The sequence below is a fragment of the Streptomyces phaeoluteigriseus genome (assembly GCF_001896135.2).
Lineage (GTDB): Bacteria > Actinomycetota > Actinomycetes > Streptomycetales > Streptomycetaceae > Streptomyces > Streptomyces phaeoluteigriseus.
The window spans coordinates 446,378-470,852 of the sequence record NZ_MPOH02000016.1; the positions used below are offsets into that span (position 1 = coordinate 446,378).

Genomic DNA, 24,475 nt, shown 5'->3' on the forward strand with positions numbered 1-24,475 from the left:
CAGGCGAGGCGCACCGCCGTAGAACCGCAGGCGAGGCGCACCGCCGTAGAACCGCAGGCGAGGCGCACCGCCGTAGAAGCGCTGGTGAGACGGGCCGACGTAGCGGCAGGAGTGGCGCGGGCCGACGTATTGGCGCTGGTGAGACAGGCCGGCGTAAAGGCAGAAGTGGCGCGAACCGCCGTAGAGGCGCAGGTCAGACGGGCCGGCGTAGCGGCAGAAGTGGAGCGGGCCGCCGTAGCAGCACGGCTGACGCGAACCGCCGTAGCAAGAGCGACGCGGACCGCCATGGAAGCGACGACGCCGCAGGCCACCGCAGAAGCACAGCTGACGCAGGCCGGCACAGAAACGCAGGCCGGCACAGAAACACAGGCGCCGCGGACCGCCGTCGAAGCCGGAGTGACGCGGACCGGCCCGGAATCAGCGCCGGCCACCGAAGAAGCCGGAGCCACATGAACCAGCCCCGACTCGGCACCGGCCACCGAAGAAGCAGAGGTGAGGCGGGCCGCCGTAGGGGCGTGGGCCGCGCGGCCCGCCGTGGATGACGAAGCCGTCGATGACGAAGCCGCCCCCCGGGGGAAGCGGGTGTCGCGGCTGTGGCGCCGGGCGCCACGACACCCGCCGCTCACCGGGCCGCGGCGGTGCGGAAGGCGCGCAGGGCCAGCGGTACGACGACCGCCAGCAGCACGCCCAGGGTGAGCACCGAGGCCAGCTCCGGATGCCGTACCGGCAGGCTCGCGCCCGCGGAGGCGGGGGCGTTGCCCCACAGCACCCGGCATGCCTCGGCCACCGAGCTGACCGGGTTCCACTCCGCGACCGCCCGCAGCCACCCGGGGAGTCCCCGCAGCGGCATGAAGGAGTTGGAGAGGAACGAGAACAGCACGAGGGCGAGGGCGGTGACGCCGTTGATGGCCTCCATGTTGCGCATGGCGAGACCGATCAGCACTCCCAGCCAGAGCATCGCGTACGTGAATCCGAGGAGCAGCGCGAAACCCGCGACCGCCTCGAGGAACCCGCCGTGGATGCGCCAGCCGACCAGCAGGCCGATCCCCGCCACCGCGCCCATCGCGGCGGCCGCGGTGACCAGGTCCGCCACCGTGTACGCGAAGAGCACCGAGGCCCGCGAGATGGGCATCGAACGGAACCGGTCGGTCAGCCCCGCGCGCAGGTCCGACGCCACTCCGAGCGCGGTGGCGCCCACACAGGCCAGGCCGACCTGGGCGAACACGCCGGCCATCACGTAGTCGTGGTACTCGCCGTCCTTGACGCTGATCACACTCGCGAACAGGTAGCCGAGGATGACCACCATCGCGATCGGTGTGAGGGACACCGAGATGATCTTCTCGGGTGTCCGGCGCAGATGCGTCATCTGCCGCCCCGTCAGGGCCAGGACCTCACTCATCGCCGCTCTCCTTCGTCTGGGCGCCCGTCCCGGTCAGCTGGAGGAACACCTCGTCGAGCGAGGGCCGCCGCACGGCGAAGTCGATGACCGGTACCCCGGACCGTTCGAGTTCCGCGGCCGCGCGGGCCACTCCCCCGATGCCGTCCACGAGCCGCACCGCGACCCGCCGGGTCTCCCGGTCGACCGCCGGCGCCTCGGACACCGCGCGTCCGAGCGCCGCGGCGGCCGCGTCGAGCGATTCGGAGCGTTCGACCGAGATTTCCAGCCGCTCGTCACCCACCTTCCGTTTCAGCTCGTCGGCGGTCCCCTCGGCGATCACCCGGCCGGAGCCGAACACGGTGATGCGGTCGGCGAGGAAGTCCGCCTCCTCCAGGTACTGCGTGGTCAGCAGCACGGTGACACCTCGGGCGATCTGCTCGCGGACCTGCTGCCACAGCGTGATCCGGCTCGCCGGGTCCAGCCCGGTGGTCGGCTCGTCGAGGAACAGCACCTGCGGCGAGGCGACGAGACAGGCGGCCAGATCGAGCCGCCGCCGCATTCCGCCGGAGTACGTCTTCGAGGGCCGGCCGGCGGCGTCCTGGAGCCCGAAGCCGTCGAGGAGTTCCTCCGCCCGGGTCTGCGCGCCGCGTCGGCCGAGGCCCATCAACCGGCCGATCAGGACCAGGTTCTCGCGCCCGGTGAGCAGTTCGTCCACGGCCGCGTACTGCCCGGCCAGGCCGATCCTGCGGCGCACTTCGCGCGGCCGGCGCACCACGTCGTAACCGGCCACCGTCGCGCGGCCGGCGTCCGGCGCGAGAAGGGTGGCCAGGGTGCGCACCGTGGTGGTCTTGCCCGCGCCGTTCGGGCCGAGCAGTCCGAGCACCGTTCCCGGTGGAACGCTCAGATCGACACCGGCCAGCACTTCGTGATCACCGAATCTCTTTTTCAACCCTTCGGCTTGAATGGCGAATTCCATGCCCCTCCCCGCCCTCTTCTGGATCTTTCCGAGTGTGTGTGGATTCCCTTTCCGAGGCGTGAAGGTAGCAGGATAAATACCGGCCAGGTGCCCGCTATGTCCGGTATGGCATGGCAGCACTCTGCAGCCGCAGCATGCTGCCTCCGCGAGACCTACGAATGCCCGCGCGCCCGCGCCAAGCTTTTTCCCGGAACCCCGCACCCCCCATGCCGCAGGAGAGAAGAAGCGAATGGCAGCCAAACGGAACCTCGCAGCCGCACTCGGCAGGTGGAGTGCCGAACACCGGAAGACCGCGGTGTTCGGCTGGCTCGTCCTGGTCGTTCTGGTGATGACGCTGGGCAGCTCGGCGGGCCAGGTCAACCTCACCGAGGCCGACTACGGAACCGGCGACTCGGGCCGCGCCGAGCGCATCCTCCAGGACGCCGGGCTGACCGAACCCGCCGGTGAGCTGATCTACATCCGCAGCGACGAACTCACCACCGACAGCCCCCGGTTCACCCAGGCCGTCGCCGACACCACCGACGCCCTGGAGGCCACCGGCCTCGTCACCCGGGTCCGCACCCCCGACACCACCGAACTGGTCTCCGCCGACAAGCACGCCGCCCTCATCCAGTACGACGTCAAGGGCGACCCGGACACCGCCGCGGACCGCGTCCAGCCGGTCATCGACGCGGTGGAGAAGACGGACGCCGCCCACCAGGACGTGACCCTCGGTCAGTACGGCGCCGCCACCGGCCTGAAGGCCATCAACGACAGCCTCGGCAAGGACTTCGTGCGCGCCGAGTACACCGCGCTGCCGGTCTCGCTGGGCATCCTGCTCGCCGTGTTCGGCGCGCTGGTCGCCGCCCTGCTGCCGATCGCGCTCGCCGTGACCGCCTGCGTCGGCGCCCTCGGCCTGCTCGCCCTGACCAGCCATGTGGTGCCGGTCGACGGCATGACCAACTCCATGATGTTCCTGATGGGCCTCGCCGTCGGCGTCGACTACTGCCTCTTCTACCTGCGCCGCCAGCGCGAGGAGCGCGAGGCGGGCCGCGACAACGCCACCGCGCTCCGGATCGCCGCGGCCACCTCCGGCCACTCGGTGCTGATCTCCGGCATCACGGTCTGCGTCGCCATGGCCGGCATGTTCCTGTCCGGGCTGACCGTCTTCGAGGGCTTCGCCATCGCCACCATCGAGGTCGTCGTCATCGCCGTCCTCGGCTCCATGACCGTCCTGCCGGCCCTGATGGCCATGCTCGGCGACCGGATCGGCGCCGGCCGCATCCCGTTCCTGGGCCGCCGCCGCGCCCGCCGCGCCGCCGCCACCGCTGCCGGTTCCGGCACCCCGCGGCGCGACAGCGTCCTGCTGCGCGGCGTGCTCGCCCGCCCCGCCGTCTTCGCCGTGCTCGCCGTCGCCTTCCTGCTCGCCCTGGCCGCGCCCGCGCTCGGCATGAAGACGGAGAAGCTCGGCACCGACAAGCTGCTGCCCAAGGACAACCCGACCGTGGTCGTCTCCCAGCAGATCGAGAAGGACTTCCCCGGCTCGCCCGCGCCCGCGAGCGTCATCGTCAAGGCCACCGACATCGACTCCGCGGAGATGAAGCGGGCCATCGCCGACTTCCGGGCGAAGGCCGTGGCCTCCGGCCAGACGGGCAAGGCCATCGGCGTCACCGTCCACACGAAGGAGAACATCGCCGAGCTGAGCGTCCCGCTGGCCGGAAACGGCTCCGACGCCACCTCCAGGAAGGCCCTCACCACCCTGCGCGAGTCCCTCGTCCCGGACACCGTCGCAAGGTCGCCGGCACCACCGCCCTGGTCCGCGGCGACCTCGCCTTCTCCGTCGACTACAACGACCAGCTGAAGAAGAGCATCGTCCCGGTCTTCGCCTTCGTCCTCGGCGTGACCTTCCTGCTGATGCTGTTCTCCTTCCGCTCCCCCGTCATCGCCCTCACCTCGATCCTCCTCAACCTGCTCTCGGTGGGCGCCGCGTACGGCGTGATGACGGCCGTCTTCCAGCACGGCTGGGGCGCGTCCCTGGTCGGCACGGAGGGCATCGGCGCGGTCGAGTCCTGGATGCCGCTGTTCGTCTTCGTCGTCCTGTTCGGCCTGTCGATGGACTACCACGTGTTCGTGGTCTCCCGGATCCGCGAGGCCTACGACCTCGGCGCCACCACCCGCGACGCCATCGCGCACGGCATCCGCACCACCGCGGGCGTCGTCACCAGCGCCGGTCTCATCATGGTCGCCGTCTTCGCGGTCTTCGGAACGCTGGAGATGCAGGACTTCAAGCAGCTCGGCGTCGGCCTCGCGGTGGCCGTCCTGCTGGACGCCACCCTGGTCCGCGCGGTCCTGCTGCCCTCGGTGATGCTGCTGCTCGGCAACGCCAACTGGGCGGCCCCGAAGTTCCTGCGCAAGTCCCGCCCGGCCACGATGTGGGGAGGTGTGACGTGGGCGGCGGGGGCCGACCGTGGGTGCGGACCGGAGCAGAGGTGCCGGCACGGGGGTCGACCGTGAGTGCGGACCGAGCAGAGATGCCGGCGCGGCGGTCGGGGTCGGCACGGACTGGAGGTGGGTGCGGCCACCTGTGCCGCCACGGGCCTCGGCGCGGGCGTCGGCACGGGCGCGAGGTGCCACGGTCAGCCGGGGGTGTGGCGCGGGCCGCGCAGTCAGGCGTAGGTGCTTCTCCAGCCGTGTGGTCCGCCGTGCGCGAGTGGCGCGGGCGGCGGGCCGCGAAGTCGCCCACCGTGCGCGCCACCCAGCCGGCCGCCCTCAGGGGCAGCCGTTCGAGGGCGCCGCGGGCCGCGAGGTCGGCTGTGCACGAGTGAGGTCGGCTCCGATGGCGAGCGCACGCGCGCGTCACACGAAAGCCGCGGGATCGCGCACGCGCGAGGCACACGGAAACCGCGGGATCGCGCACGCGCGCGTCACGGAGCACGGGATCAGCCGCACGCCGGCTCACGGGCCCACGGGCCGTCCGCACGCCGGCCTATGGGCCACGGGTCCACCGTAAGCGAGGCCCGTGAAGCGCGAGTTGGCCGTACCCAAGCGGCGGGCGCGAGCGCGTGGGTCGCCGGTCCGGCACGCACGTCGCCGGACGGGTGGCACGTCGCCAGGTGGACGCGCGGGTCACCGCGCGGACGCGCAGGTCGCCCGTCGCCAGGCGGACGGCACGTCGCCGAACGGACGCGCACGTCGCCGGGCGGACGCGCACGTCGCCGGACAGGGGGCACGTCGCCAGGCGGACACGCAGGTCGCCGGGCGGACACTCAGATCGCACGTCGCCGAACGCACGCGCACGTCGCCAGGCGGACGGCACGTCGCCGGGCCGGCGCGCGGGCAACCCCGTCGCTCACACCGCCGCCGCCATGACCTCCCGTTCCAGTCGGGCCGCGAGGCTCAGGTAGCGGGGGCGGCGGGGGACGGGGACGAGGCCGCGGATGAGGACGTGCCACATCTCGGCCAGGCGGCGCGGAAGCCGGGTGCCGGGCTCGCGGGAGCGGCCGACCACGCGGGTGCCGACGAAGAAACAGACCAGCGAGTGGGCCACGGCGTCCACGTCGACGTCGGGATGGATGTCGGATTCCCGCACCGCGCCGACGAGTCGGCGGGACATCAGCTCCATCCACTCGGTGAACGGGTGGGGCACGGGCGGGCGTACCGGGACACCGCCGGTGGCCAGGCGGAGGCCGGCCCGGGCGACCGGGCCCTCGACCGACAGCCTCACCATGCCGAAGGTGAGGCGCATCAGGGCTTCGAGGGACGGGTAACCGCGGTCGTCGATCTCACCGGCGACCCGGCGCGAGGCCTGGGACTGCAACTCCAGGATGGCCTGGGCGAGATCCTCCTTGGCCGCGAAGTGGAAGTAGAGCGCGCCCTTGGTGACCTGGGCGTGCTCGACGATGTCACTGAGGCTGGTCGACTCGTAGCCGTTCCGGTCGAACAGATCGGCTGCGGCCCTGATGATCGTCGCGCGGGTCTGCTCCGCGCGTAGTTGCCTCGCCATCGACTGGACACTCCTGGGGGCGTAAAGAACGGGTCATGCCGTTTGTTTCTCACCCCCAGTAAACAACAGTTCACGGTCCGGCGGTACCGACCAGACACCCGAAGACTGTGGACTCCCCTTGTACGCCGACGACTTGCACGTCGCCGTCGGGGGTGGCCTTTGCCTCTATCCAGGTGGGTACGTCGAGTTCCGCGTACCTGTGGAAAACGGCGTGATAAGCGGTCGGAACCCGTTTACCGGGTGTTTCCAGCAGGGCCGCCTGGCGGGCTCCCTCCAGCAGGAGCATGCCGGGGACATGGTCAAGAGGATGGTCGAAGAAAACGGGGTGCGCGGTATTTACCCGCAGTTGCCAGCGGCCCGGCCGGTCGGTGGGGGCGAGCACGACGTCCGTGGGCAGAGCCCGGTCGACTGCGTCGGCGGGCACACCGGGCGGGACGGGGACGGCCGTCACGGTGTCCGGGGTGCGACCGCCGCGCAGCCGCTGGTAGACGGGTTCGCTGACGCAGGTGAAGGAGACGTCCGCGGCGGCGACGAGGGTGCCGTCGCGCACCACGCGCGCGGTGTAGCGGGCACCGACGGGACGTCGGCCGCGGTACTGGACGTCGGTGAAGACGAGTTCGACCTCGGGTTCGGCCGGCCGCGGTCCGAGAGTCAACGCCCATGGCTCCGTCGTGACGTGGAACTCCTTGAGCACGAACTGCTGGTCGAGCGGAACCTCGTACTCGGTGTGACTGACCAAAGTGCCGCTCTGCCTGATCGTTTCGACGACGAGCAGCGGGTCGTACGCGGACCAATCGGGCGACACGTGTAACCCGTGCGCGCGCGGCCACTGCGCGGACACCGTGAACCTGTCGTCCCCGGTTCGCCGCCAGCCGGTGAGGAAGGTCTCCGCGAGGGCGGCGCGGTGGACGAGTTGGCGCGGAACGGTTGCGGTCAGGGACGGCGTGTCGGCAAGCTGCCGCGGTCGAGTCATCTCTCTCCCTACGGTCCCCCGAAGGCCACAGCAGACGGCGAACCGTCCGCTCGGTGAGCGTTAGAGTACGAGGCGACCGGTTTGTTTTCAATGAGATCAGTCGACGGCATCCTATGATCGGACCGAATCCGCATCCGACTGCGGGGACGGCCGGCTCGGTGCCGTGAAGGGGCTCTCAATGGCGAAACAGGAGCGCGCGATCAGGACGCGCAGAGCGATCGTGGAAGCGGCGGGCGCGGTGTTCGACGAGCACGGCTACACCTCCACAACGATCGCCATGGTCCTGGAGCGCGCCCAGGTCACCAAGGGCGCCCTGTACTTCCACTTCGCGTCGAAAGAGGCCCTGGCCCAGGCGGTCCTGAACGAGCAGGTGCCCTTCGGGGCGGTCCCGCCGCAGCCGTGCAAGCTCCAGGAGATCGTCGACATGACCTTCGTGGTGGCGCGTCGGCTGCTGGACAACGCCCTGCTGCGGGGCAGCGTACGGCTGGCGGTGGACCAGGAGACGCCGTCCGGGGTCGATCACGGCGAGCCGTTCCGCCAGTGGGCACAGGCGCTGACCGAACTGCTGGAACTGGCCGGTGAGCGGGGCGAGTTGCTGCCCACGGTGAAACCGGCGGAGACGGTCGACCTGCTGGTGGGCACCTTCACCGGCGTCCAGTTGATGTCCCGGGCGCTGACCGACCGCGCTGATCTCGGTGACCGGCTGTCGGTGATGTGGGCGCACATCCTGCCCAGCATCGCGGTACCGGGTCTGCTCCCCGGCCTCGACGCCCGTGCCGACCGGGGCACACGGGTGCTGGCCTCGCTGGAACAGCGCGTGGCTTCCTGACCCGGACGTGCGGCGGGCCGGTCGGTGTCCATCCACACCGGCCGGCCCGCCCGTTCGTACGGCTGCGCGGGCTTCCCCCGCGTACAGCCTCCCGACCTAGAAGGTCAGCTTCCAGCTGTTGACGCGGCCGGTGTCCTGCGCGGCCACGTCCTGCACCCGCAGCTTCCAGGTGCCGTTGGCCACCTCGCTGGAGGCGTTCACCGAGTAGGTGGTCACGACGTTGTCCGCGGAGTCCGAGGTGCTGGACGCCTTCAGGCGGTACGCCGTGCCGTCCGGGGCGACGAGGTCGATCACCAGGTCACCGCGGTAGGTGTGGGTGATGTCCACGCCGACCTGCAGGGCCGTGGGCGCGTTGCCGGTACGGCCGGTGACGGCGATCGAGGACTCGACGGCCGAGCCGTTGTCCGGAATGGCGACCGCGGTGGTGCTGGTGAAGGTGGTGCCCCCCGTGGAGCCGCCGGAGCCGCTCACCGCCTGCACCGTCCTGGCCGCGTCCGCCAGACCCGCGCCGCAGCCGCCGGAGCAGGCGCCGGGCAGGGCACGGGCGTTGCTCTTGACGGCCGTCTCGATCTGCGCCGGGGTCAGCGAGGGGTTCGCCGACTCCATCAGCGCGACCAGGCCCGCGATGTGCGGGGTGGCCATGCTGGTGCCCTGGTAGTAGGCGTACGACTCGGTGGACGCCGTCTTGGCGCCGGAGTTCAGCGTGGACAGGATGCCGTTCGCGGTGCCGGTGCTGGTCTGGCCGCCGGGCGCCGAGATGTCCACGAGGGAACCGTAGTTGGAGTACGAGGCCTTGGCGCCGGTGCGGCTGGTCGCGGCCACCGAGATGACGTTGTTGCAGTTGCCCGGCGAGTGGTTCGCGACGTTGTCGTTCTCGTTTCCGGCGGCCACGGCGATGGTCGTGCCGCGGGACACGGCCGCGTTGATCGCGCTCTGGGTGGCCGAGGTGCAGGCGCCGTCGCCACCGAGGCTCATGTTGATGACCTTGGCGACGTTGGTGTTGGCGGGAACGCCGGAAACCGTACCGCCGGACGCCCAGGTGATGGCGTCGATGATGTCGGAGTCGTAGCCGCCGCACTTGCCGAGGACGCGGACCGGGGAGATCTTCGCGCCGTGGGCGATGCCCGCGACGCCCTTGCCGTTGTTGGTGACGGCGGCGATGGTGCCGGCCACGTGGGTGCCGTGCCAGGAGGAGGAGCCGGCCGGGACGCCGGAGCCGCACTCGTTGGCGTTGTACCAGTCGCCCGGGTCGGCCGGGTTGCTGTCGCGGCCGTCGCCGTCCACCGAGACGGCGGTGTCGGCGATGAAGTCGTAGCCGCCGACGATGTTCGCGGCGAGGTCCGTGTGGGCGACGTAGCCGGTGTCGATGACGGCGACCGTCACACCGGTGCCCGTCGTGGTGGCCCAGGCGCCGGGCACGTTCATGCCGGCCGTGGCCTCGTACAGGTCCCACTGCTTGGCGTACTCGGTGTCGTTCGGGTCGGCCTTCGCGGTGTTCAGCCGGTCCGGTACGACGTAGGCGACCTGCGGGTCGGCACGGTACTCCGCGACGACGTCGGCGACGTCCGCGCCGGTGAGGCCGGAGCCCAGGTCGACGAGGGCGGCGCCGGTGCCCAGGCGGCGCTCGAAGTCGAGGTCCTCGCCGGTCTCCTTGCCCTTGGCGGCGGCGTCGGCCTCGGCGGCCTGGTTCGACCTGGCCTCCGCGGCGGCGGACTCGTAGCCGACGATGAGACGCTCGGCCGGGGTGCCGGGCGCGGCCTCGGTCTGGGCGGCCGGGACGGCGGCGGCCTCCCGTGACGCGCCGTCCGGGGTGGCGGCGACCGAGGCGGTGGTGGCGGCGGTGAGGAGGGCCGCGGAGACCGCGGCGACGGATATCAGCTTCCGTCCGAGAGCGGGAGAGGTGCGCAAGGGGGCGTGCCTTTCGTGGCCGGCTCCGAGCAGGGGGGAGCCTCGGTCGATTCGCTTCGTCGTCGAAGCGGCGGGGGGTGAATCGAGGAGTTGCGCGACGGCCGGCCGGGCGGGCAGCCGCCCCACCAGGGGTTACCTGTGGGTCAGCTGTGGTGGAACGATAGGCAGGGCAACGGTTTTTCGGATACGGGGGAAACCCTCGATCCGGCCGGAACACCACCCTCGGCAGGGGCAACTGGACGGCGGATGCCCGGGTTTGCTCGGGAGACGCCCGGTGTGTCGGCGTGGTGAACGCGCCGGGCCGCCGCCGCGTACTGGACGTCGTCACCGTTCCCGCGCCGGCCGAGGAGACGTCCCCGATGCGCCGCACGACCACAGACCGCACCGCCGTCCTGGCGGCCACCGCCCTGAGCCCGCTCCTGCCGGTGCTGCTGTGGGCAGCGGCACCGGCGCAGGCGCACGGCGCGCCCACGACCCCGGTCAGCCGGGTCCACGCCTGCTCCCCCGACGGCGGTCCGCCGTCCGGGTCGGCCGCCTGCCGGGCCGCCGTGGCCGCCAACGGCGCGCCCTTCACGGCCTGGGACAACCTGCGGGTGGCGAACGTGAACGGCCGCGACCGGAGCACGATCCCCGACGGGCAGCTGTGCAGCGGCGGACTGCCGGCCTACCGGGGACTCGACCTCGCGCGCTCCGACTGGCCGTCGACCCGCCTGACACCGGGCGGGACGCTGCGCATGACGTACGTGTCGACGATCCCGCACACGGGCACGTTCAGGTTCTATCTGACGAAGCCGGGGTACGACCCGTCACAACCGCTCACCTGGAACGATCTGCCCGAGCGGCCGTTCGCCCAGGTGAAGGACCCGGTGCTGCGCGACGGCGCCTACCGGCTCACGGCCGAACTGCCCGCCGACCGCACGGGACGCCAGGTGCTGTACACGGTGTGGCAGAACAGCAGCACGCCGGACACCTATTACTCGTGCTCCGACGTGGTGTTCCCGGAGAAGGCCGCGGCGGCGGCCTCGCCGTCGGCGGCCACGGCCGGATCGCCGAAGCCTCCGTCCGCCGACCCCTCGGTCCCGTCCGGCGCGACGGCCGGCACCTCAGCCGGTACGTCAGCCGGTACGACACCGTCCGCCGCCCCCGCGTCGGGAGCGGCGACGGCGTCCGGCGCACCGGCCGCCGCCACGCCCGCGAGCACCCCGGTGGCCACCGCCTCCGGGACCGGCTCCGGGCCGTCCGCGCCGATGCTGGCGGGTGGCGCCGCCGCGGTGCTGGTGCTCATCGGCGGCGCCACCCTGGTCCTGCGCCTGCGACGGCGCTGAAACGGTCTCTCATCCGGTTCGGTGCGTTCGGTGAACCGGTTTCCCGAGTCCCTCTACAGGGCTCAGTTGACGGTGACGGCTGCGCCGGCGGCGGTCACCGGGGCGTACTTGGCGGAGAAGTAGCCGTTTGCGAAGCACAGCGACGAGCCGGACGACTTGGTGAACTGCTGGCCGGTGAAGGTGATGCTGTTGTCGGCGTTGCTCGCCGTGCCGGTCAGGCTGGGCGCCCGGTAGACGCAGTTGATGCTGCCGAGGAGGGTGCGCAGCACGACCGTCGTCTGGATGACGGAGCCGGCCGGCGGGGTCACGGTGACGGTGCCGGCGGAGGACACCGCCGTGGAGTACGGCAGGTTGTTGACCGTGATGCTGGTGACGCCGAGCACGCCGACGACGTTCGCCGAGCAGTTGCCGAAGGTGTGGCCGGTGAGCGACTCGGTGGCCGTGCCGGGGGCGGTGGGGTTGGCGGTGACGGTGGCGGTGAAGCCCGAGGAGGCGCAGGAGACGCCGCTGGTGCCGGTGGCGGAGGAGTAGAGGGTGGCGTTGGTGCCGCCGGCGAGGGAGGCGGTGAGGACGTCACCGACCGCGACGTCGCCGTTGGCCGTGGTGAGGACGGCCGGGTCGGCCGCGGAGGCCGGGGTGGCCGCCGTCAGCGAGAGGGCGGCGACGGTAGCGGCGAGGGCGAGGAGGGGGCGAGTGCGCATGCGGGTGCCTCGTTTCTCGGGTGGGGGTGCCTCAGGGCTTTTCTGAGGCGCTCTGAGAGGTGTTCCTTGAGGTGTTCCGAGAGGTGTGCTCAGGGGAGTTGCCGGTCGCGGGCCGACGCCCGTCCGGTGCCGGCCCGGAACGCCTTCTCCGTACGTGACGGACCGGCAGCGGAGGTGGCGACGGGCACGGCCGGCAGGGGGAAAGGCGGCCGTGGCGGCGCCGTGCGGGAATCGGACTCGGGGCGCGTGAGGGCCCGTGCTGGATGCCCGGGCAGGTGGTACCCGTAGTGACGGGAGGTCCGGCCGTCGGTTCGAAGGGACGGCCGGACCGGGGGTCCGGGAGCGCGGAGAGCGGCTCGCCGCGCTGCGGATCCGGCGCCACGGATCCGGGCTGAGTCACCGAGAGTTGTAGACCTGATGGACCGTCACCGTCAAGCGTGTGCGCGGAAGTTGATGGCCCGCGCGGATATATGCGAGGGGTCGGCCGGCGCACCGGTCCGCAGGCGGCACACTTCGCACACCCTTTTTCCACATCTCCCTTGACCCTGGGGTGTAACCATCGGTAACTTCCTCGTCGGCTACTGACGCGTAACGAGTAAGCCCTTGCGGCTTCCGGGAGTTGCGAGGAGACGTGCGCGGCAGCCGCTGTCCGCGCCAGGACAACACGCCACTGAAGCCCAACCCGCATGACTATGCCCATGGGAGCAGACATGGCCTCGTCCTCGGACGTCACGTCGTCCGCCGAGAACATCCCCGGGAACCCGGAAAGCGGTTCCGCAGCAAGGCGCGGTCGGGTCCGGCTGCGCCGGGCGGCCGTGATGGCCGTACCCGCGACCTGCGTCGCCGCCGGCCTCGCGGTGCTCACCGCCCAGGGAGCCCTGGGTGTGCAGTTCGCGATCTCCGGCATGCCGTTCGTGGTGACCGCCGACAAGCTCGAAGGAAACGGTTTCGCGCAGTTCGGCTCGTTGGACCACATGATCGAGAACAGCCCCAACGAGGGTGAGACCGGCGGTCAGGTCCTGGTCGTCACCTCGGTGGTGAAGTCGGGCAAGCTGACCAGCCTGTGCCAGAGCGTCGACCTCGGTGGCATCCAGCTCGTCCTCACCGCGGGCGACAAGGGCACCAAGGTGAGCGTGGAGAACCTGGCCATCGACTCGGACGACATCACCGGTGACGCCTCGTTCAACAACATCGAGATCGGCCGCGACGCCAGCACCTTCGACAAGGTCGACACCCGCGGCCTGCCGGGCGTCTACGGCCAGCAGGCCGACAAGGTCGTCATCAACAACCTGTACCAGCACAACTACGCCGCCACCGCAGCCGTGTTCAAGCTGCCCGACCTGCACATGCGCTTCGGGGGCGAGGGCTGTCCGCGGTGAACCGCTTCCGGCGGTGGACCGCGAGCCGGCCCTTCCCGGGCGGACTGCTGCTCGTCCTGGGCGGCGTGGAGATCCTGGTGACCATGAAGGCGCCGCTTCCGGTGATCCTGCGCGTCGGCATGCAGGGCCTGGCCGGCTATCTGCTGCCCACCCTCATGGTGCTGATCGGGCTGCTGATCCTCTTCAACCCGACGCAGCGGCTGTTCTACTCGATCATCGGCGTCCTGCTGTCCCTGGGGACGTGGCCCACCTCGAACCTCGGGGGCTTCCTCGTCGGCCTGCTCCTCGGGGTCGTGGGCAGTTGCCTGACCTTCGGGTGGCTGCCGGACCAGGAGCCGCGCAGGGTCCGCAGACAGCGGCGGAAGGCGGCGCGGACGGCCGATCAGCCGCCGTTGGCGCGGGCCGGTGAGCCCGCCTGAGCGGGACTCCGCCGGACTCACCGCGGGGGCCGGCGTCCCTACGGCGTGGGAGCGGCCGTCCCCGCGGCGCGCAGCACGGCGATCGTCTCCGGGTGAGGTCCCCGCTGCGCCCATTCCAGCGGTGTCCGGCCCGTGCCCCGGTCCTCGCGCAGGCCGGGGTCGGCGCCGTGCGCCAGCAGGACGCGGACCGTCTCGGTGTGTCCCCAGCAGGCGGCCGCGCACAGCGGCGTGCCCTCCGAGCCGGGTCCCGCGCTCTCCGCGTCGGGCGGGGCACCGGCCTCCAGCAGCCGCCGGGCGATGCCGGGGTGGCCCTGGACGGAGGCGAGGTACAGCGCGGTGGTGCCGTCGCGGTCGGCCGCCGCCGGGTCGGCGCCGGCCCGCAGCAGGGCGTCGACGCGGGCCCCCTCGTCGAGCAACACCGCGGTGACGAGTTTCGTGGCCAGTTTCTTCTGCCGCCGCCTGTTCATGATCGAGCAGGGTAACCGGGCACGGGCGGCGGCGCTCACCATTGCGCGAGCGGCGGCAGCGGTCCGGCCGCCGCCGTCACGTCACCGGTCAGTGGGCGGTCGTCCGTGCCGTCGGGCAGGGCGCCGTCCGCCACGGTGAAGGCGGCGGCCGCCGGTCGTACGGCGTGCGTCCCCAACGCCCGCACCGGGGCGCGGAGTTCACAGCCGAGGACCGTGAGGTACGCCTCGGTCGCGCGCAGGGTCCGGCGGGCGGCCTGGCCGGCGAAGCCGGCGGCCTCCTCCAGGCCGCGCGACGGCGTGCCCGACGGAGGCCGGGGCCGGCGGCCGGCGGCCGGCGCGGAAGGACCGTACCGCCCGCTCGCGGGGCCTCGGGGGGCGACGGCGCTCGCGGGCCTCGGGGGGCGAGGGCGGGCACGGGCCCCAGGGGCGAGGCAGGGCACGGGCCCCGCGGGCGAGGGCGGGCACGGCCGCACCGTCGACGAGCGCGATCAGCTCGCCGACGGTGAGGGTGGTGCCGTTCAGGACTATCAGGGGTGCTGTCGTGTCCGACGCGGGCAGGTCAGCCCAGGCCGACGGACTTCAGCCAGGCCTTGGCGACGTCCAGCGGATCCTTGCTCTCCTGCTGCACCTGGTAGTCCAGGTCCAGCAGGGTCTTCGTGTCGAGCTTGGCGGAGACCTCGTTGAGCACGTCGACGCCCTCCTGGGAGAGCCCGCTCTTGTAGACCAGCGGGGTCACGTTCGCGAAACCGAAGAGGTTCTCCGGGTCCTGGAGGACGACGAACTTCTCCTTGGTGATGGTCGGGTCCGTCGTGAAGATGTCCGCCGCCTGCACGGTGTTCTTCTTCAGCGCGGCCTGGGTCAGCGGACCTCCGGCGTCCAGGGCCTTGAAGGACTTGAACTTCAGCCCGTACACCGCTTCCAGGCCGACCATGCCCTGCTGCCTGGTCTGGAACTCGGGCGAACCGCCGAGGACCAGCTCGGGAGCGATGTCCTTGAGGTCGGCGAGGGTGGACTGCGCGGTGAGGTTGTACTTCTTGGCGGTCTCCGCGTTGACCGTGACGGAGTCCTTGTCCTCGGCGGGCGAGGACTCCAGCAGGGTCAGCTTGGGGTCGAGCTTCGCCTTGGCCGCGGCGTTGACGGCCTCGACCGACTTCTGCTCGGCATCGGCGTCGAGGTACGCCAGCAGCGAGCCGTTGTACTCGGGCAGGACGGTGATGGAACCGTTCTTGAGCAGGCCGTACGTGGTCTCACGGCTGCCGATGTTGGGCTTGTAGGACACCTTGATGTCCTTGGCCTTGAGGGCCTCGCCGTAGATGTCGGCCAGCAGGATGCTCTCGGCGAAGTTGTTGGAGCCGACGACGACGGTGTCACCGGCCGCCTTGTCTCCGGCGAGCGGGTCGGTGTCGTCGGAGGAGGAACAACCCGCCAGCAGGGCCGTCATCGCGGCGAGCGCGACGGCCGCCGCGCCTGGGTGGTTCCTGAGGGACCTGCTGCTGTGGGCGTTGGAAGTCACGTCTGCCGTTCCGGGCTCGGAGGTTGGTGGAGTAAACGAACGCTCCACCTGATCCAATCCAGCGCGTTCTCCGTCAGTCAAGTGCCACCGGGTCACCGATTGGCTTCGATGCGCGAGCGATTGTGGCCGTTTGTGAAGGAGGAAATGCCAGTACGACACCCTGGAGACGGCGGTTTGTAATGGATTCTTGACGTAGGGCGACGCGCTTGATCGATCGAAGAGGCGATAGTGTCGCCGGAGTTGGCGTCGGTCACAGCGGTTTGCGGGGGCCGCTCCGGTGCCGTGACGCATCACTCGTGGTGCCGTCGCGCGTCCGGCCGGGTTGCTGAGAACTTCGATCACCATCGGACAGAAGCGTGCGACGCGCGGTGCGCACGACCTCATGAAGGAGGCCTGGTGTCCACGACCAAGGTGGACGCGCCCTCCCCCCGTCTCTCGGCTTCGCACGAGCGGCACGACCAGGGGGGATCCCGACGGTCGGCGGCCTCGTCCGTCCGCCGGGGCCTGCGGGGATTCGCCGACCGGTGGCCCTTCCAGCGCAAGCTCAACGTCCTCGTCGGCGTCCCGCTGACGGTGATCGCCCTGCTGCTGACCTGGGTCATCAGCGATCTGCTGGAGGAGTCCGACCACTCCGAGTCGGCCGCCCAACTGGTCCGAAACAGCGCCCAGGTCGCCCAGTTGGTCGCCGATGTGCAGGCCGAGCACCAGCAGGCCGTCCTGCTCTCCGTGCGCTACGAGGCGTCCTTCGACGGGGGCACGCCCTCCACCTCCGCCTACCGGATCGCCCAGCTCGCCGTGGACACGCAGATCCAGAAGGTGCGCGAGGCCTTCGGCGACCGGCTGCCGGACACCGAGGCGGTGGCGCTGCGTGAGATCGAGGGTCTGGCCGGTCTGCGGGACACCATCGAGCAGGGCTATCTGCCCGCCGACAACATCGACCCGGCCTACTCGGGAGCCGCCGACGGCCTCATCGACGGGCTGGGCCTGGACCACGACGCCTCCCTCGCCACCACCTTCACCGGCAGCCTGCTCGACTCGCTGCTGCGGGCCGACGCCGCCCACGGCGCCTACGAGACCGGTGTGTTCTCGGCGCGGACCGGTGACAGCAACGCCCTCATCGAGTTCACCGGCGCGGTCGGCTCCCACGAGCTGTACACCTACCAGGCCGATCGTTTCGCGCGGTTCGCCACCGAGGCGCAGACCGACCTCCTCGGCGACATCGAGCACAACGCGGCGCAGGCCGTCATCGGGCAGCACTACGCCGAACTCGCCGTCGACCCGAGTGCGTTGCAGGCCGAGTCGCGGGAGGAGATCCGCACCGCGTTCCGCGAGGCGCTGGACTCCTACCACCACTACAACGAGCAGGCCGAGACCCGGCTGAGGATCACCGGCTCGCTCATCGACCAGATCGCCGACCGTGCCGACGACGCGGCCGCCAGCGCCGAGTGGCGCGCGGGTCTGCTGCTGAGCCTGGCGCTGCTGGGCTTCGCCGTCTGGATCGGGCTGGCGGCCCTGGTGCGCCGCTCCGTGATCCGTCCGGTGCTGGCCCTGACCGGGGCCGCTCAGGAGGTCGCCGACGTCGCCGGGCGTGAGCTGGCCCGGGTGGCCGACGACGACGCCGAGGAGAGCGGACCGCCGCGGCTGCGCGAGCTGCCGGTCACCGCCGACGACGAGATCGGCGCGCTCGCCGAGGCCCTGAACAACGTCCAGACGACAGCGGCCGCGCTGCTGGAACGCCAGGTGCTCAGCCGGCGCAACGTCGCCGAGATGTTCGGCAACGTGGGGCGCCGCGTCAGCAACCTGACGACCCGCCAACTGGCGTTGATCGACGCGGTGGAGCGCGGGGAGACCGACCCGGCGCTGCTCGAACGCCTCTACTCCATCGACCACATCGCGGTCCGGCTGCGCCGCAACGCGGACAGCCTGATGCTGCTGGCCGGTATCCGCGAGACCGTTCTCGACTCGGGTCCGGCCGCGCTCACCAACGTGGTGCGCGCGGCACTCGGCCAGATCGAGGGCTTCCAGCGCGTGCAGCTGTACGCCGGCACCGAGGTCCTCGTCGAACCGGACATCATCGGCGACCTGACCCTGATGATCGCCGAACTGCTGGAGAACGCCGTGTCGTTCTCCCCCACGGGCAGCCCCGTCGAGGTACGGGTCCGCCCCGGCGACGACGGCGCGACGATCACCGTCGCCGACCACGGCCTGGGCATGAGCGCCGAGCGCCTCGCCGAGGAGAACGCCCGCCTGGTGCGCCGCGAACGACTCGACCTCGTCCCGACCAAGGTGCTCGGCCTGTTCGTGGTCGGCGCGCTGGCCCGCCGCTGGGACATCGACGTCACCCTCACCCGCACACCGGGCGGCGGCGTCACGGCGGAGGTCTCCATCCCCTCGGCCCTGCTGCTGACCCCGAGCGGCGCCGCCCTCCAGGGCGCGGCCCCGGCGACGGCCGCACTCCCGGCCGGCGCCAAGGCCGCCCTCCCGTCCGGTACGACGGCGGGTACGGCGCCCGGTGCGACGGCCACGGCCCTGCCGGTTACGCCGGACTCCCCCACCGCGTCGGCCCCGGCCCCGATCCCTGCGGGAGGCCCTTCCCGGGCGGCCTCCGTGCCGGCCTGGGCGGCGGCGGAGGACCAGGACCCGCTCCCGCTCCCCCGCCGGGTGCCACGGCGCGAGTCGGCCGAGGCCGCAACCGGTGCGGAAACCGGTGTCGAAACCAAGGCCGTGCCCGGCGTCGAGACCAGTGTCGAAACCGAGGCCGTGCCCGGGACCGATCGCGAGACCGAGGCCGTGCCCGGCGTCGACGACCAGTGCACCACGGTGGGAGTCCCGACCGGTCCGGCGGCGGGCACGCCCCCCGACGGTGCCCGTCCGCTCCGCCGCCGCGTGCGCGGGGCCACCCTGCGGACCACCGCGGAGGCAGCCGCCCGGCAGAGCGCGCGGCTGTCGCCGCCTCCGCCCGCCGACGCGGACGCCGTCCGCAGCGCGCTGGAGGAGTTCGAGGCGGCCGTGGAACGCGCCCACCGCGACACCGGCGAGCACCCCCGCCCGACGACCGACGGCCCCGCCCTCCGCGATGGCGCCGAGCGCGACGACGGTAAGACCGACCACCGGACCGACCGTCCGACGGACGACCGGAGTGCCCACCGGGCCGACGGCCGGACCGACCACCGGGCCGACGACGACCGGAACACCACGCACCGCCAGAACCATCTTCCGGAAGGAGCCGAGCAGTGAGCACGTCGACAGGTGACACTCCCGCGGGAGACGCCACGCCGACCGACCTGCGGGCCGCAGCAGCCGACTTCACCTGGCTGCTCAACCGTTTCGCCACCGAGACGGCAGGGGTCGTGGACGCCATCGCGGTGTCCACCGACGGCCTGCTGATCGCGGTGTCGGAGCTGCGCGAGCACGCCGACTCGGAGCGGCTGGCCGCGATCGTCTCCGGCATCACCAGCCTGGCCGCGGGCGCCTCCGGCAACTACGGCCTGGGCGGTCTGAACAAGGTCATCATCGATCTGGAGGGCGGCCATGTGCTGGTCTCCGCGATCGGCAGCGGCGCCGTACTCGGTGTGGTCACCGACAAGGAGGCCAAGCTGGGCAACATCGCCTACGAGATGACCGTGTTCGCCAACCGGGCCGGCACCGCGCTCAGCCCCCAGCTCGTGCTGGAGCTGAAGAACAGCGTCGGCGCCACCAAGTCGCGCTGAGCGCTCGCCGCCGGTCCAGAGAGGAAACCAACCACCGATGGCGGACGGCCGCACTCCGCGCGGCGCCGGCGAGGACGGCGTCACACCCGTCGGCCCGGCGTCCGCCGTCCGGCCCTTCCTGGTCACCGCCGGCCGGGTGGCGGGCGCGGGTGAGGCCGCGACCGGTCGGCCGATGCCCGTGGAGACCCAGCTGGTGGCCACCGCCGCCGGGCTCGAAGCGCTCGACCGGCTCTCCTTCGAACAGCACGACATCGTCGCCGCATGCAGGCAGCCGCAGTCGATCGCAGAGATCGCGGCCCGGTTGCGGCTGCACCTGAACGTGGTGCGGGTCCTCGCCGAGGACCTGCGCGCGGCCGGGCAGCTGTCGGTGCACGTGCCCGACTCCGGCGTCACCCATGACGCGTCCGTCCTGCGCAGGGTTATCGATGGCCTGCGGGCCATCCCCGAATCCCGGGGGGTACTCCGTGACTCCGACTGAACCGCTTGTCGGCCATTTCGCCGGTCAGGCCGCCGTCCGGCCGCCGCTGCCGGTGAAACTGGTGATCGCGGGCGGCTTCGGCGTGGGCAAGACCACCGCCGTCGGCTCGATCTCCGAGATCGAGCCGCTGACCACCGAGGCGGCCATCACCGAGGTGGCGGCGGGGGTGGACGACCTCAGCCACACCCCGCGCAAGACCACCACCACGGTCGCGATGGACTTCGGCTGCATCACCATCGATCCGACCCTGAAGCTGTATCTGTTCGGTACGCCGGGACAGGAGCGCTTCGGGTTCATGTGGGACGACATCGTGGAGGGCGCGGTCGGCGGGCTCGTCATCGTCGACACCCGCCGCCTCGACGACTGCTACGCCGCCGTCGACTACTTCGAGCACAAGCGGATCCCGTTCGCCGTCGCCGTGAACGCTTTCGACGGTCAGGTGGAGCACGGGCTGGACGAGGTCCGTTGGGCCCTGGACGTGTCCGAGGGCGTCCCGGTGCTGGTCTTCGACGCCCGCGAGCGCGGCTCGGTGCGGGACGCTCTACTGGTGGTCCTGGAACAGGCGCTGGCCCGGTCGGAGGGATGACGGCGTCCTGGGGCCCTGATCCGGGTGACGCGGCAACGCCCGTGCCCGGCAGGCGTGTTGTGCCCGGTACGAGCAGCCTCGACGCACCGACGATCACCAACCGCCCGCCCTGCACGACCCGACGCCCCCCGGCTACGGCCACGCCGTCTCCGCGCCCGGCGAACTCGTCCTCATCGCCGGGCGGTACGCCTCCGACACCTCAGGCGCGCCCGCGCCGGGTGACCTGGCGGCACAGGTGGACCTCGCCCTCGACCGGCTGGAGTCCGCGCCGGACCCCGAGCGGGGTGGCCGCGCCGGCCCTGCCCGGGATGCTGTTCGAGGTGGACGCGATCGCGGTACGGCCAACCCCGACGGCCTGTCGGTCGACGGCGCGGCAGCCGACGGCCTGCGGCGGTCGGTGGCCGCCGACAGCAGGCCGCGCCGGTCTGCGGCCCTGCTGTCCGCGGCCCGGTCGCTACGCGCTTCTGCGCACCCCCGGTGACACCGTCACCTTGGTGATCGCCCAGAACACCGCGAGGGTGGCCAGGGCCATGCCGGCGGTGAGGCTGGCGCCGCCGACGACCTTCTCGTAGTCGCGCTGGTAGAGGCCGTCGATGATGTAGCGGCCGAGGCCGCCGAGACTGACGTACGCGGCGATGGTGGCGGTGGAGACGATCTGGATGGCGGCCGAACGCAGGCCGCCGAGGATCAGCGGGAGGGCGACCGGGACTTCCACCTGGAGGAGGATCCGGGTCTCGGCCATGCCCATGCCGCGCGCGGCGTCCACCGGGGACGGGTCGACGGAGCGCATCGCCTCGTAGGTGGTGACCAGGATCGGCGGGACGGCGAGGACGACCAGCGGGATCATCACGGGCAGCATGCCGAACCCGATCAGCATCGTCATCAGCACGAGCAGACCGAAGGTGGGCAGGGCCCGGCCGGCGGTGGCGATGAGGGAGAGGGCGTTGCCGCCGCGGCCGTAGTGGCCGGTGACCAGGCCGACCGGCAGTCCGATCACGGCGGCGAAGGCGAGCGCCTCCAGCGTGTACCCGAGGTGTTCGCTCAGGCGGGTGGGGATGCCGTCGTAGCCCTGCCAGTGGGCGCTGTCGCTGAAGAAGGCGCTGACGAAGTCGAGTACGTTCACCGGGCTGCGTCCTTCAGGGCGGGCTCGGCCGGTACGGGCCGGGTCCCGGCGGTTCTCGGCGTCGTGCGGCGACCGGCGCCGCTCGGCATCCAGGGGGTGAGCAGAACGCGTACGAGCACCAGCACGGCGTCGGCGAGCATCGCCAGGACGGCCATGGTGATGACGGCGTTCCAGGCGAGTTCGGGACGGTTGTAGATGGTGGCGTCGTGGAGCAGGTTGCCGAGGGCGCCCTGGTTGCCGATGAGGGTGCCGACGCTGACGAGGCTGATGCTGGAGACGGTGGCCACCCGCAGCCCGGCGATGATCGCGGGCACGGCGATCGGCAACTGGACCTGGAGATAGCGGCGTACGGGCCCGAAGCCCATGGCGGTGGCCGCGGCCAGGGTCTCCTGCGGCACCGAACGCACCGCGTCGACGATCGCGGGGACCAGCACGACCAGGCTGTACACGGTCAGCGGGATCATCACGGTCAGCTCGGTCTGGCCGGTGTAGTCGATGAGGACGACGAAGAAGGCCAGCGACGGGATGGCGTAGAGCACGGTGGTCACCCACAGCACCGGCGCGTACAACCAGCGCACGCGCACGCAGAGCTGGCCGAGCGGGAGGGCGAGCAGCAGGCCGGCCAGGACGGGCAGCAGGGCCTCGCGAAGGTGCAGTCCGATGAGGCCCCACCAGCTGTGCTGGAGGTCGCTGGGGATGTCGAAGAAGCCGCTCATCGCAGGACCTTGGCCGGGCCGACGCTGTCCTCGTGGGCTCCGCGGATCGCCTCGCCGATGGCCTGCTGGGAGACGACCCCGGCCGCCCGCCCTTCGCCGTCCACGGCGACCGCCCAGCCGGTGGGCGAGAGCACGGCGCAGTCGAGGGCGGCCCGCAGCGACTCCTGCCCGGCCACGAACGGCCGCCCGTGGGAGAGCAGTTGGCCCCTGTCGATACGGCCCGCGGTCAGCCGGCCCGGCTCGCTCCAGCCGAGGGGCTTGCCGTCGACGTCGGTGACGAGGAGGTAGGGCGCGCCGGCGTCGGCGCGGGCGGCGATCTGCTCGGCGGTGGCGTCGACGGCGACGATCGGCGCGGTCAGCAGGTCGAGTCCGGCGGAGGAGAAGAACGACAGGCGCCGAATGCCGCGGTCGGCGCCGAGGAAGTCCTCGACGAACGCGTCGGCGGGGCTCGACAGGAGTTCGGCGGGCGGCGCGAACTGGGCGAGACGACCGCCGGTGCGCAGGACGGCGACCATCGTGCCGATCTTGACGGCTTCGTCGATGTCGTGCGTGACGAAGACGATGGTCTTGCCCAACTCCTCCTGGATGCGCAGCAGTTCGTCCTGGAGCCCCTTGCGGACGACGGGGTCGACGGCCGAGAACGGCTCGTCCATCAGCAGGACCGGCGGGTCCGCGGCGAGGGCGCGCGCGACACCGACGCGCTGCTGCTGTCCGCCGGAGAGCTGGTAGGGGTAGCGCTTGGCGAGTGCGGCGTCGAGGCCGACGCGTTCCATCAACTCGCGGGCCCGCGCCCGGGACTTGTCCTTGCTCCAGCCGAGCAGCCGCGGCACGGTGGCGATGTTGTCGATGATCGTGCGGTGCTGGAAGAGTCCGGCGTTCTGGATGACGTAACCCATGGACCGCCGCAGGATGTTGACCGGCTGCTGACGGCTGTCGACGCCGTCGATGAGGATGGTGCCCTCGGTCGGCTCGACCATCCGGTTGATCATGCGCAGGGTCGTCGTCTTGCCGCATCCCGAGGGGCCGACGAGGACGGTGATCGAGCGGTCGGGTATCTCGAGCGAGAGGCGGTCGACCGCCACCGTTCCGTCCGGGTACCGCTTGGTGACTGAATCTATCCGTATCAAAGCGCCGAATACCCTTCGGGTCTGGCCATGTCTGCCCACTCTCGACCACGCGGGTTCCGAGCCGTTGCGGGAAGAGTCTAGACCGCTTGTGTTGCGGGGGTTTTGACGGGCGGGGCGGGCTGCCCACGGCCCCTCACCAGATCAGCAGGCCTGCGCCGAGCCGCTGCGCGTACCGGGCGCTCGCCTCGATGCCGTCCAGGCGGCTCTCGATGTGCCGGGTGTGCTGCTCGACCGTCCGGTCCGGCGTGCAGGTCTCGGTGGCGAGCCGGGTCGACTCGGCGCGGACCAGGGCGATCTCGTCCAGGAAGGCGGGGATCTGGGCGGGAGCGACGACCTCGCCGTCGTCGACGTCGACCAGGGCGGGCAGGAAGCGGGCGCCGATGCGGCGGATCGACGGCGAGCCCCACACCTTCGTACGCCACGACTCCGGGCCGGCGAGGTCCGTCCCGTCGGGCCTGGTGTCCTCCTCGATGCCGAGGATGTGGCGGCTGCCGTCCTCACGCAGGAGGAAGATCTCACTGGTCAGGCTCATGAACGCAGTTGACCACGCGGTGCGGTGCGGGGGCCACGCGATTTCCGACGCCCTGGCCGGGCGTGCGCCTCTTCCGCCCGGGAGGGGCTGGGCATGCGTTTTCCCGGCCCGGACGGGCTGGGCGTGCGCCTCTTCTGCCTCGGACGGACTGGGCGTGCGCTTTCCCCGCCCCGGACAAGCTGGGCGTGCGTTTTCTCGGCCCGGACGGGCTGGGCGTGTGCTTCCCCTGCTCGGACAAGCTGGAGTGCGCTTTCCCCGCCCCGGACGGACAGGGCGTGCGCTTCTCCTGCCTCGGACGGGCTGGGCGTCCCGCAGGTCTCAACTCACCGAGTCGGGCGGTGGTCGGCGAAGGC

23 protein-coding genes are annotated in these 24,475 nt (G+C 71.7%); 10 read left to right on the plus strand and 13 right to left on the minus strand.

Going from position 1 to position 24,475, the window contains the following annotated elements:
- Positions 1-622 precede the first annotated feature (622 nt).
- Positions 623-1,399 (minus strand): ABC transporter permease, encoded by a 777-nt coding sequence (locus BM536_RS26665; protein ID WP_073496807.1) that lies wholly within the window; start codon positions 1,397-1,399, stop codon positions 623-625.
- The gene (locus BM536_RS26670; RefSeq protein ID WP_073496809.1) at positions 1,392-2,354 is read right to left on the minus strand and encodes an ATP-binding cassette domain-containing protein; all 963 of its coding nucleotides are present in this window, start codon (positions 2,352-2,354) and stop codon (positions 1,392-1,394) included. Before BM536_RS26670 ends, BM536_RS26665 begins: the two co-directional genes overlap by 8 nt.
- Before the next feature lie 229 nt (positions 2,355-2,583).
- On the opposite strand from BM536_RS26670, the gene BM536_RS26675 reads away from it, so the two are divergent.
- Both BM536_RS26675 and BM536_RS43195 read left to right on the plus strand, forming a co-directional pair.
- Positions 2,584-4,194 carry an MMPL family transporter gene (locus tag BM536_RS26675; RefSeq protein ID WP_245873779.1) on the plus strand — a complete coding sequence of 537 codons (1,611 nt, stop codon included), beginning with the start codon at positions 2,584-2,586 and terminating at the stop codon, positions 4,192-4,194.
- On the plus strand, positions 4,146-4,847 hold the full coding sequence (locus tag BM536_RS43195) for an MMPL family transporter (protein WP_245873825.1): 702 nt from the start codon (positions 4,146-4,148) through the stop codon (positions 4,845-4,847). The genes BM536_RS26675 and BM536_RS43195 overlap by 49 nt, the downstream gene beginning before the upstream one ends.
- Positions 4,848-5,682: 835 nt before the next feature.
- Here the strand turns inward: BM536_RS43195 and BM536_RS26680 are convergent.
- Complete coding sequence (locus BM536_RS26680; RefSeq protein ID WP_073499029.1) at positions 5,683-6,336, minus strand: ScbR family autoregulator-binding transcription factor; 654 nt, start codon at positions 6,334-6,336, stop codon at positions 5,683-5,685.
- Positions 6,337-6,406: 70 nt separating this feature from the next.
- A complete protein-coding gene (locus tag BM536_RS26685; RefSeq protein WP_073499027.1) occupies positions 6,407-7,309 on the minus strand; it encodes a ScbA/BarX family gamma-butyrolactone biosynthesis protein in 903 nt (300 codons plus the stop codon).
- 178 nt (positions 7,310-7,487) lie between these two features.
- Between BM536_RS26685 and BM536_RS26690 the strand changes: the two genes are divergently transcribed.
- Positions 7,488-8,138: a ScbR family autoregulator-binding transcription factor gene (locus BM536_RS26690; protein WP_073499025.1), complete on the plus strand. Its 651-nt coding sequence runs from the start codon at positions 7,488-7,490 to the stop codon at positions 8,136-8,138.
- Positions 8,139-8,234: 96 nt separating this feature from the next.
- On the opposite strand, the gene BM536_RS26695 is transcribed toward BM536_RS26690, so the two are convergent.
- Complete coding sequence (locus tag BM536_RS26695) at positions 8,235-10,046, minus strand: S8 family peptidase (protein ID WP_094103607.1); 1,812 nt, start codon at positions 10,044-10,046, stop codon at positions 8,235-8,237.
- A 359-nt stretch (positions 10,047-10,405) separates the two neighbouring features.
- Between BM536_RS26695 and BM536_RS26700 the strand changes: the two genes are divergently transcribed.
- Positions 10,406-11,371 carry a lytic polysaccharide monooxygenase gene (locus BM536_RS26700; RefSeq protein ID WP_094103648.1) on the plus strand — a complete coding sequence of 322 codons (966 nt, stop codon included), beginning with the start codon at positions 10,406-10,408 and terminating at the stop codon, positions 11,369-11,371.
- A gap of 62 nt (positions 11,372-11,433) precedes the next feature.
- Here BM536_RS26700 and BM536_RS26705 read toward each other — a convergent pair whose 3' ends face one another.
- Positions 11,434-12,072, minus strand: a complete 639-nt coding sequence (locus BM536_RS26705) for a Tat pathway signal sequence domain protein (protein ID WP_073499024.1) — start codon at positions 12,070-12,072, stop codon at positions 11,434-11,436.
- Between the two features lie 710 nt (positions 12,073-12,782).
- On the opposite strand from BM536_RS26705, the gene BM536_RS26710 reads away from it, so the two are divergent.
- Together BM536_RS26710 and BM536_RS26715 are read left to right on the plus strand one after the other, a co-directional pair.
- On the plus strand, positions 12,783-13,451 hold the full coding sequence (locus tag BM536_RS26710) for a DUF6230 family protein (protein ID WP_073499022.1): 669 nt from the start codon (positions 12,783-12,785) through the stop codon (positions 13,449-13,451).
- Positions 13,448-13,870 carry a DUF6114 domain-containing protein gene (locus BM536_RS26715; protein ID WP_079275249.1) on the plus strand — a complete coding sequence of 141 codons (423 nt, stop codon included), beginning with the start codon at positions 13,448-13,450 and terminating at the stop codon, positions 13,868-13,870. The genes BM536_RS26710 and BM536_RS26715 overlap by 4 nt, the downstream gene beginning before the upstream one ends.
- A 38-nt stretch (positions 13,871-13,908) precedes the next feature.
- Here the strand turns inward: BM536_RS26715 and BM536_RS26720 are convergent, their stop codons facing one another.
- The 3 genes from BM536_RS26720 to BM536_RS26730 all read right to left on the minus strand — a co-directional run bounded on the left by BM536_RS26720 (position 13,909) and on the right by BM536_RS26730 (position 15,850).
- Positions 13,909-14,337 carry an ankyrin repeat domain-containing protein gene (locus tag BM536_RS26720; RefSeq protein ID WP_094103608.1) on the minus strand — a complete coding sequence of 143 codons (429 nt, stop codon included), beginning with the start codon at positions 14,335-14,337 and terminating at the stop codon, positions 13,909-13,911.
- Between the two features lie 35 nt (positions 14,338-14,372).
- A complete protein-coding gene (locus BM536_RS44055) occupies positions 14,373-14,777 on the minus strand; it encodes a hypothetical protein (protein ID WP_094103609.1) in 405 nt (134 codons plus the stop codon).
- 119 nt (positions 14,778-14,896) lie between these two features.
- A complete protein-coding gene (locus tag BM536_RS26730; protein WP_073498987.1) occupies positions 14,897-15,850 on the minus strand; it encodes an ABC transporter substrate-binding protein in 954 nt (317 codons plus the stop codon).
- 396 nt (positions 15,851-16,246) lie between these two features.
- Here BM536_RS26730 and BM536_RS26735 point away from each other — a divergent pair, with 396 nt between their 5' ends.
- The 4 genes from BM536_RS26735 to BM536_RS26750 are packed head-to-tail and all read left to right on the plus strand — an operon-like array spanning position 16,247 to position 20,624.
- A complete protein-coding gene (locus BM536_RS26735) occupies positions 16,247-19,087 on the plus strand; it encodes a sensor histidine kinase (protein ID WP_094103610.1) in 2,841 nt (946 codons plus the stop codon).
- On the plus strand, positions 19,084-19,560 hold the full coding sequence (locus BM536_RS26740; protein ID WP_073498990.1) for a roadblock/LC7 domain-containing protein: 477 nt from the start codon (positions 19,084-19,086) through the stop codon (positions 19,558-19,560). The genes BM536_RS26735 and BM536_RS26740 overlap by 4 nt, the downstream gene beginning before the upstream one ends.
- 37 nt (positions 19,561-19,597) lie before the next feature.
- Entirely contained in the window at positions 19,598-20,038 is a 441-nt protein-coding gene (locus tag BM536_RS26745; RefSeq protein WP_094103611.1) for a DUF742 domain-containing protein, read from the plus strand.
- Complete coding sequence (locus BM536_RS26750; RefSeq protein ID WP_073498991.1) at positions 20,025-20,624, plus strand: GTP-binding protein; 600 nt, start codon at positions 20,025-20,027, stop codon at positions 20,622-20,624. The genes BM536_RS26745 and BM536_RS26750 overlap by 14 nt, the downstream gene beginning before the upstream one ends.
- Before the next feature lie 454 nt (positions 20,625-21,078).
- Here the strand turns inward: BM536_RS26750 and BM536_RS26760 are convergent, their stop codons facing one another.
- The 4 genes from BM536_RS26760 to BM536_RS26775 all read right to left on the minus strand — a co-directional run bounded on the left by BM536_RS26760 (position 21,079) and on the right by BM536_RS26775 (position 24,122).
- The gene (locus tag BM536_RS26760; protein WP_073498992.1) at positions 21,079-21,747 is read right to left on the minus strand and encodes an ABC transporter permease; all 669 of its coding nucleotides are present in this window, start codon (positions 21,745-21,747) and stop codon (positions 21,079-21,081) included.
- Positions 21,744-22,463, minus strand: a complete 720-nt coding sequence (locus BM536_RS26765) for an ABC transporter permease (protein WP_073498993.1) — start codon at positions 22,461-22,463, stop codon at positions 21,744-21,746. The genes BM536_RS26760 and BM536_RS26765 overlap by 4 nt, the downstream gene beginning before the upstream one ends.
- Positions 22,460-23,590: an ABC transporter ATP-binding protein gene (locus tag BM536_RS26770; RefSeq protein ID WP_094103612.1), complete on the minus strand. Its 1,131-nt coding sequence runs from the start codon at positions 23,588-23,590 to the stop codon at positions 22,460-22,462. Before BM536_RS26770 ends, BM536_RS26765 begins: the two co-directional genes overlap by 4 nt.
- A 133-nt stretch (positions 23,591-23,723) precedes the next feature.
- On the minus strand, positions 23,724-24,122 hold the full coding sequence (locus BM536_RS26775) for a hypothetical protein (RefSeq protein ID WP_073498994.1): 399 nt from the start codon (positions 24,120-24,122) through the stop codon (positions 23,724-23,726).
- Positions 24,123-24,475 lie beyond the last annotated feature (353 nt).

Bases quoted from the DNA above. Each gene is read 5' to 3' on its own strand.
- BM536_RS26765 (WP_073498993.1), bottom strand. From the start codon at position 22,463: ATGAGCGGCTTCTTCGACATCCCCAGCGACCTCCAGCACAGCTGGTGG.
- BM536_RS26685 (WP_073499027.1), bottom strand. From the start codon at position 7,309: ATGACTCGACCGCGGCAGCTTGCCGACACGCCGTCCCTGACCGCAACC.
- BM536_RS26675 (WP_245873779.1), top strand. From the start codon at position 2,584: ATGGCAGCCAAACGGAACCTCGCAGCCGCACTCGGCAGGTGGAGTGCC.
- BM536_RS26720 (WP_094103608.1), bottom strand. From the start codon at position 14,337: ATGAACAGGCGGCGGCAGAAGAAACTGGCCACGAAACTCGTCACCGCG.
- BM536_RS26775 (WP_073498994.1), bottom strand. From the start codon at position 24,122: ATGAGCCTGACCAGTGAGATCTTCCTCCTGCGTGAGGACGGCAGCCGC.
- BM536_RS26690 (WP_073499025.1), top strand. From the start codon at position 7,488: ATGGCGAAACAGGAGCGCGCGATCAGGACGCGCAGAGCGATCGTGGAA.
- BM536_RS26670 (WP_073496809.1), bottom strand. From the start codon at position 2,354: ATGGAATTCGCCATTCAAGCCGAAGGGTTGAAAAAGAGATTCGGTGAT.
- BM536_RS26680 (WP_073499029.1), bottom strand. From the start codon at position 6,336: ATGGCGAGGCAACTACGCGCGGAGCAGACCCGCGCGACGATCATCAGG.
- BM536_RS26700 (WP_094103648.1), top strand. From the start codon at position 10,406: ATGCGCCGCACGACCACAGACCGCACCGCCGTCCTGGCGGCCACCGCC.
- BM536_RS26705 (WP_073499024.1), bottom strand. From the start codon at position 12,072: ATGCGCACTCGCCCCCTCCTCGCCCTCGCCGCTACCGTCGCCGCCCTC.
- BM536_RS26665 (WP_073496807.1), bottom strand. From the start codon at position 1,399: ATGAGTGAGGTCCTGGCCCTGACGGGGCGGCAGATGACGCATCTGCGC.
- BM536_RS26745 (WP_094103611.1), top strand. From the start codon at position 19,598: ATGGCGGACGGCCGCACTCCGCGCGGCGCCGGCGAGGACGGCGTCACA.
- BM536_RS26710 (WP_073499022.1), top strand. From the start codon at position 12,783: ATGGCCTCGTCCTCGGACGTCACGTCGTCCGCCGAGAACATCCCCGGG.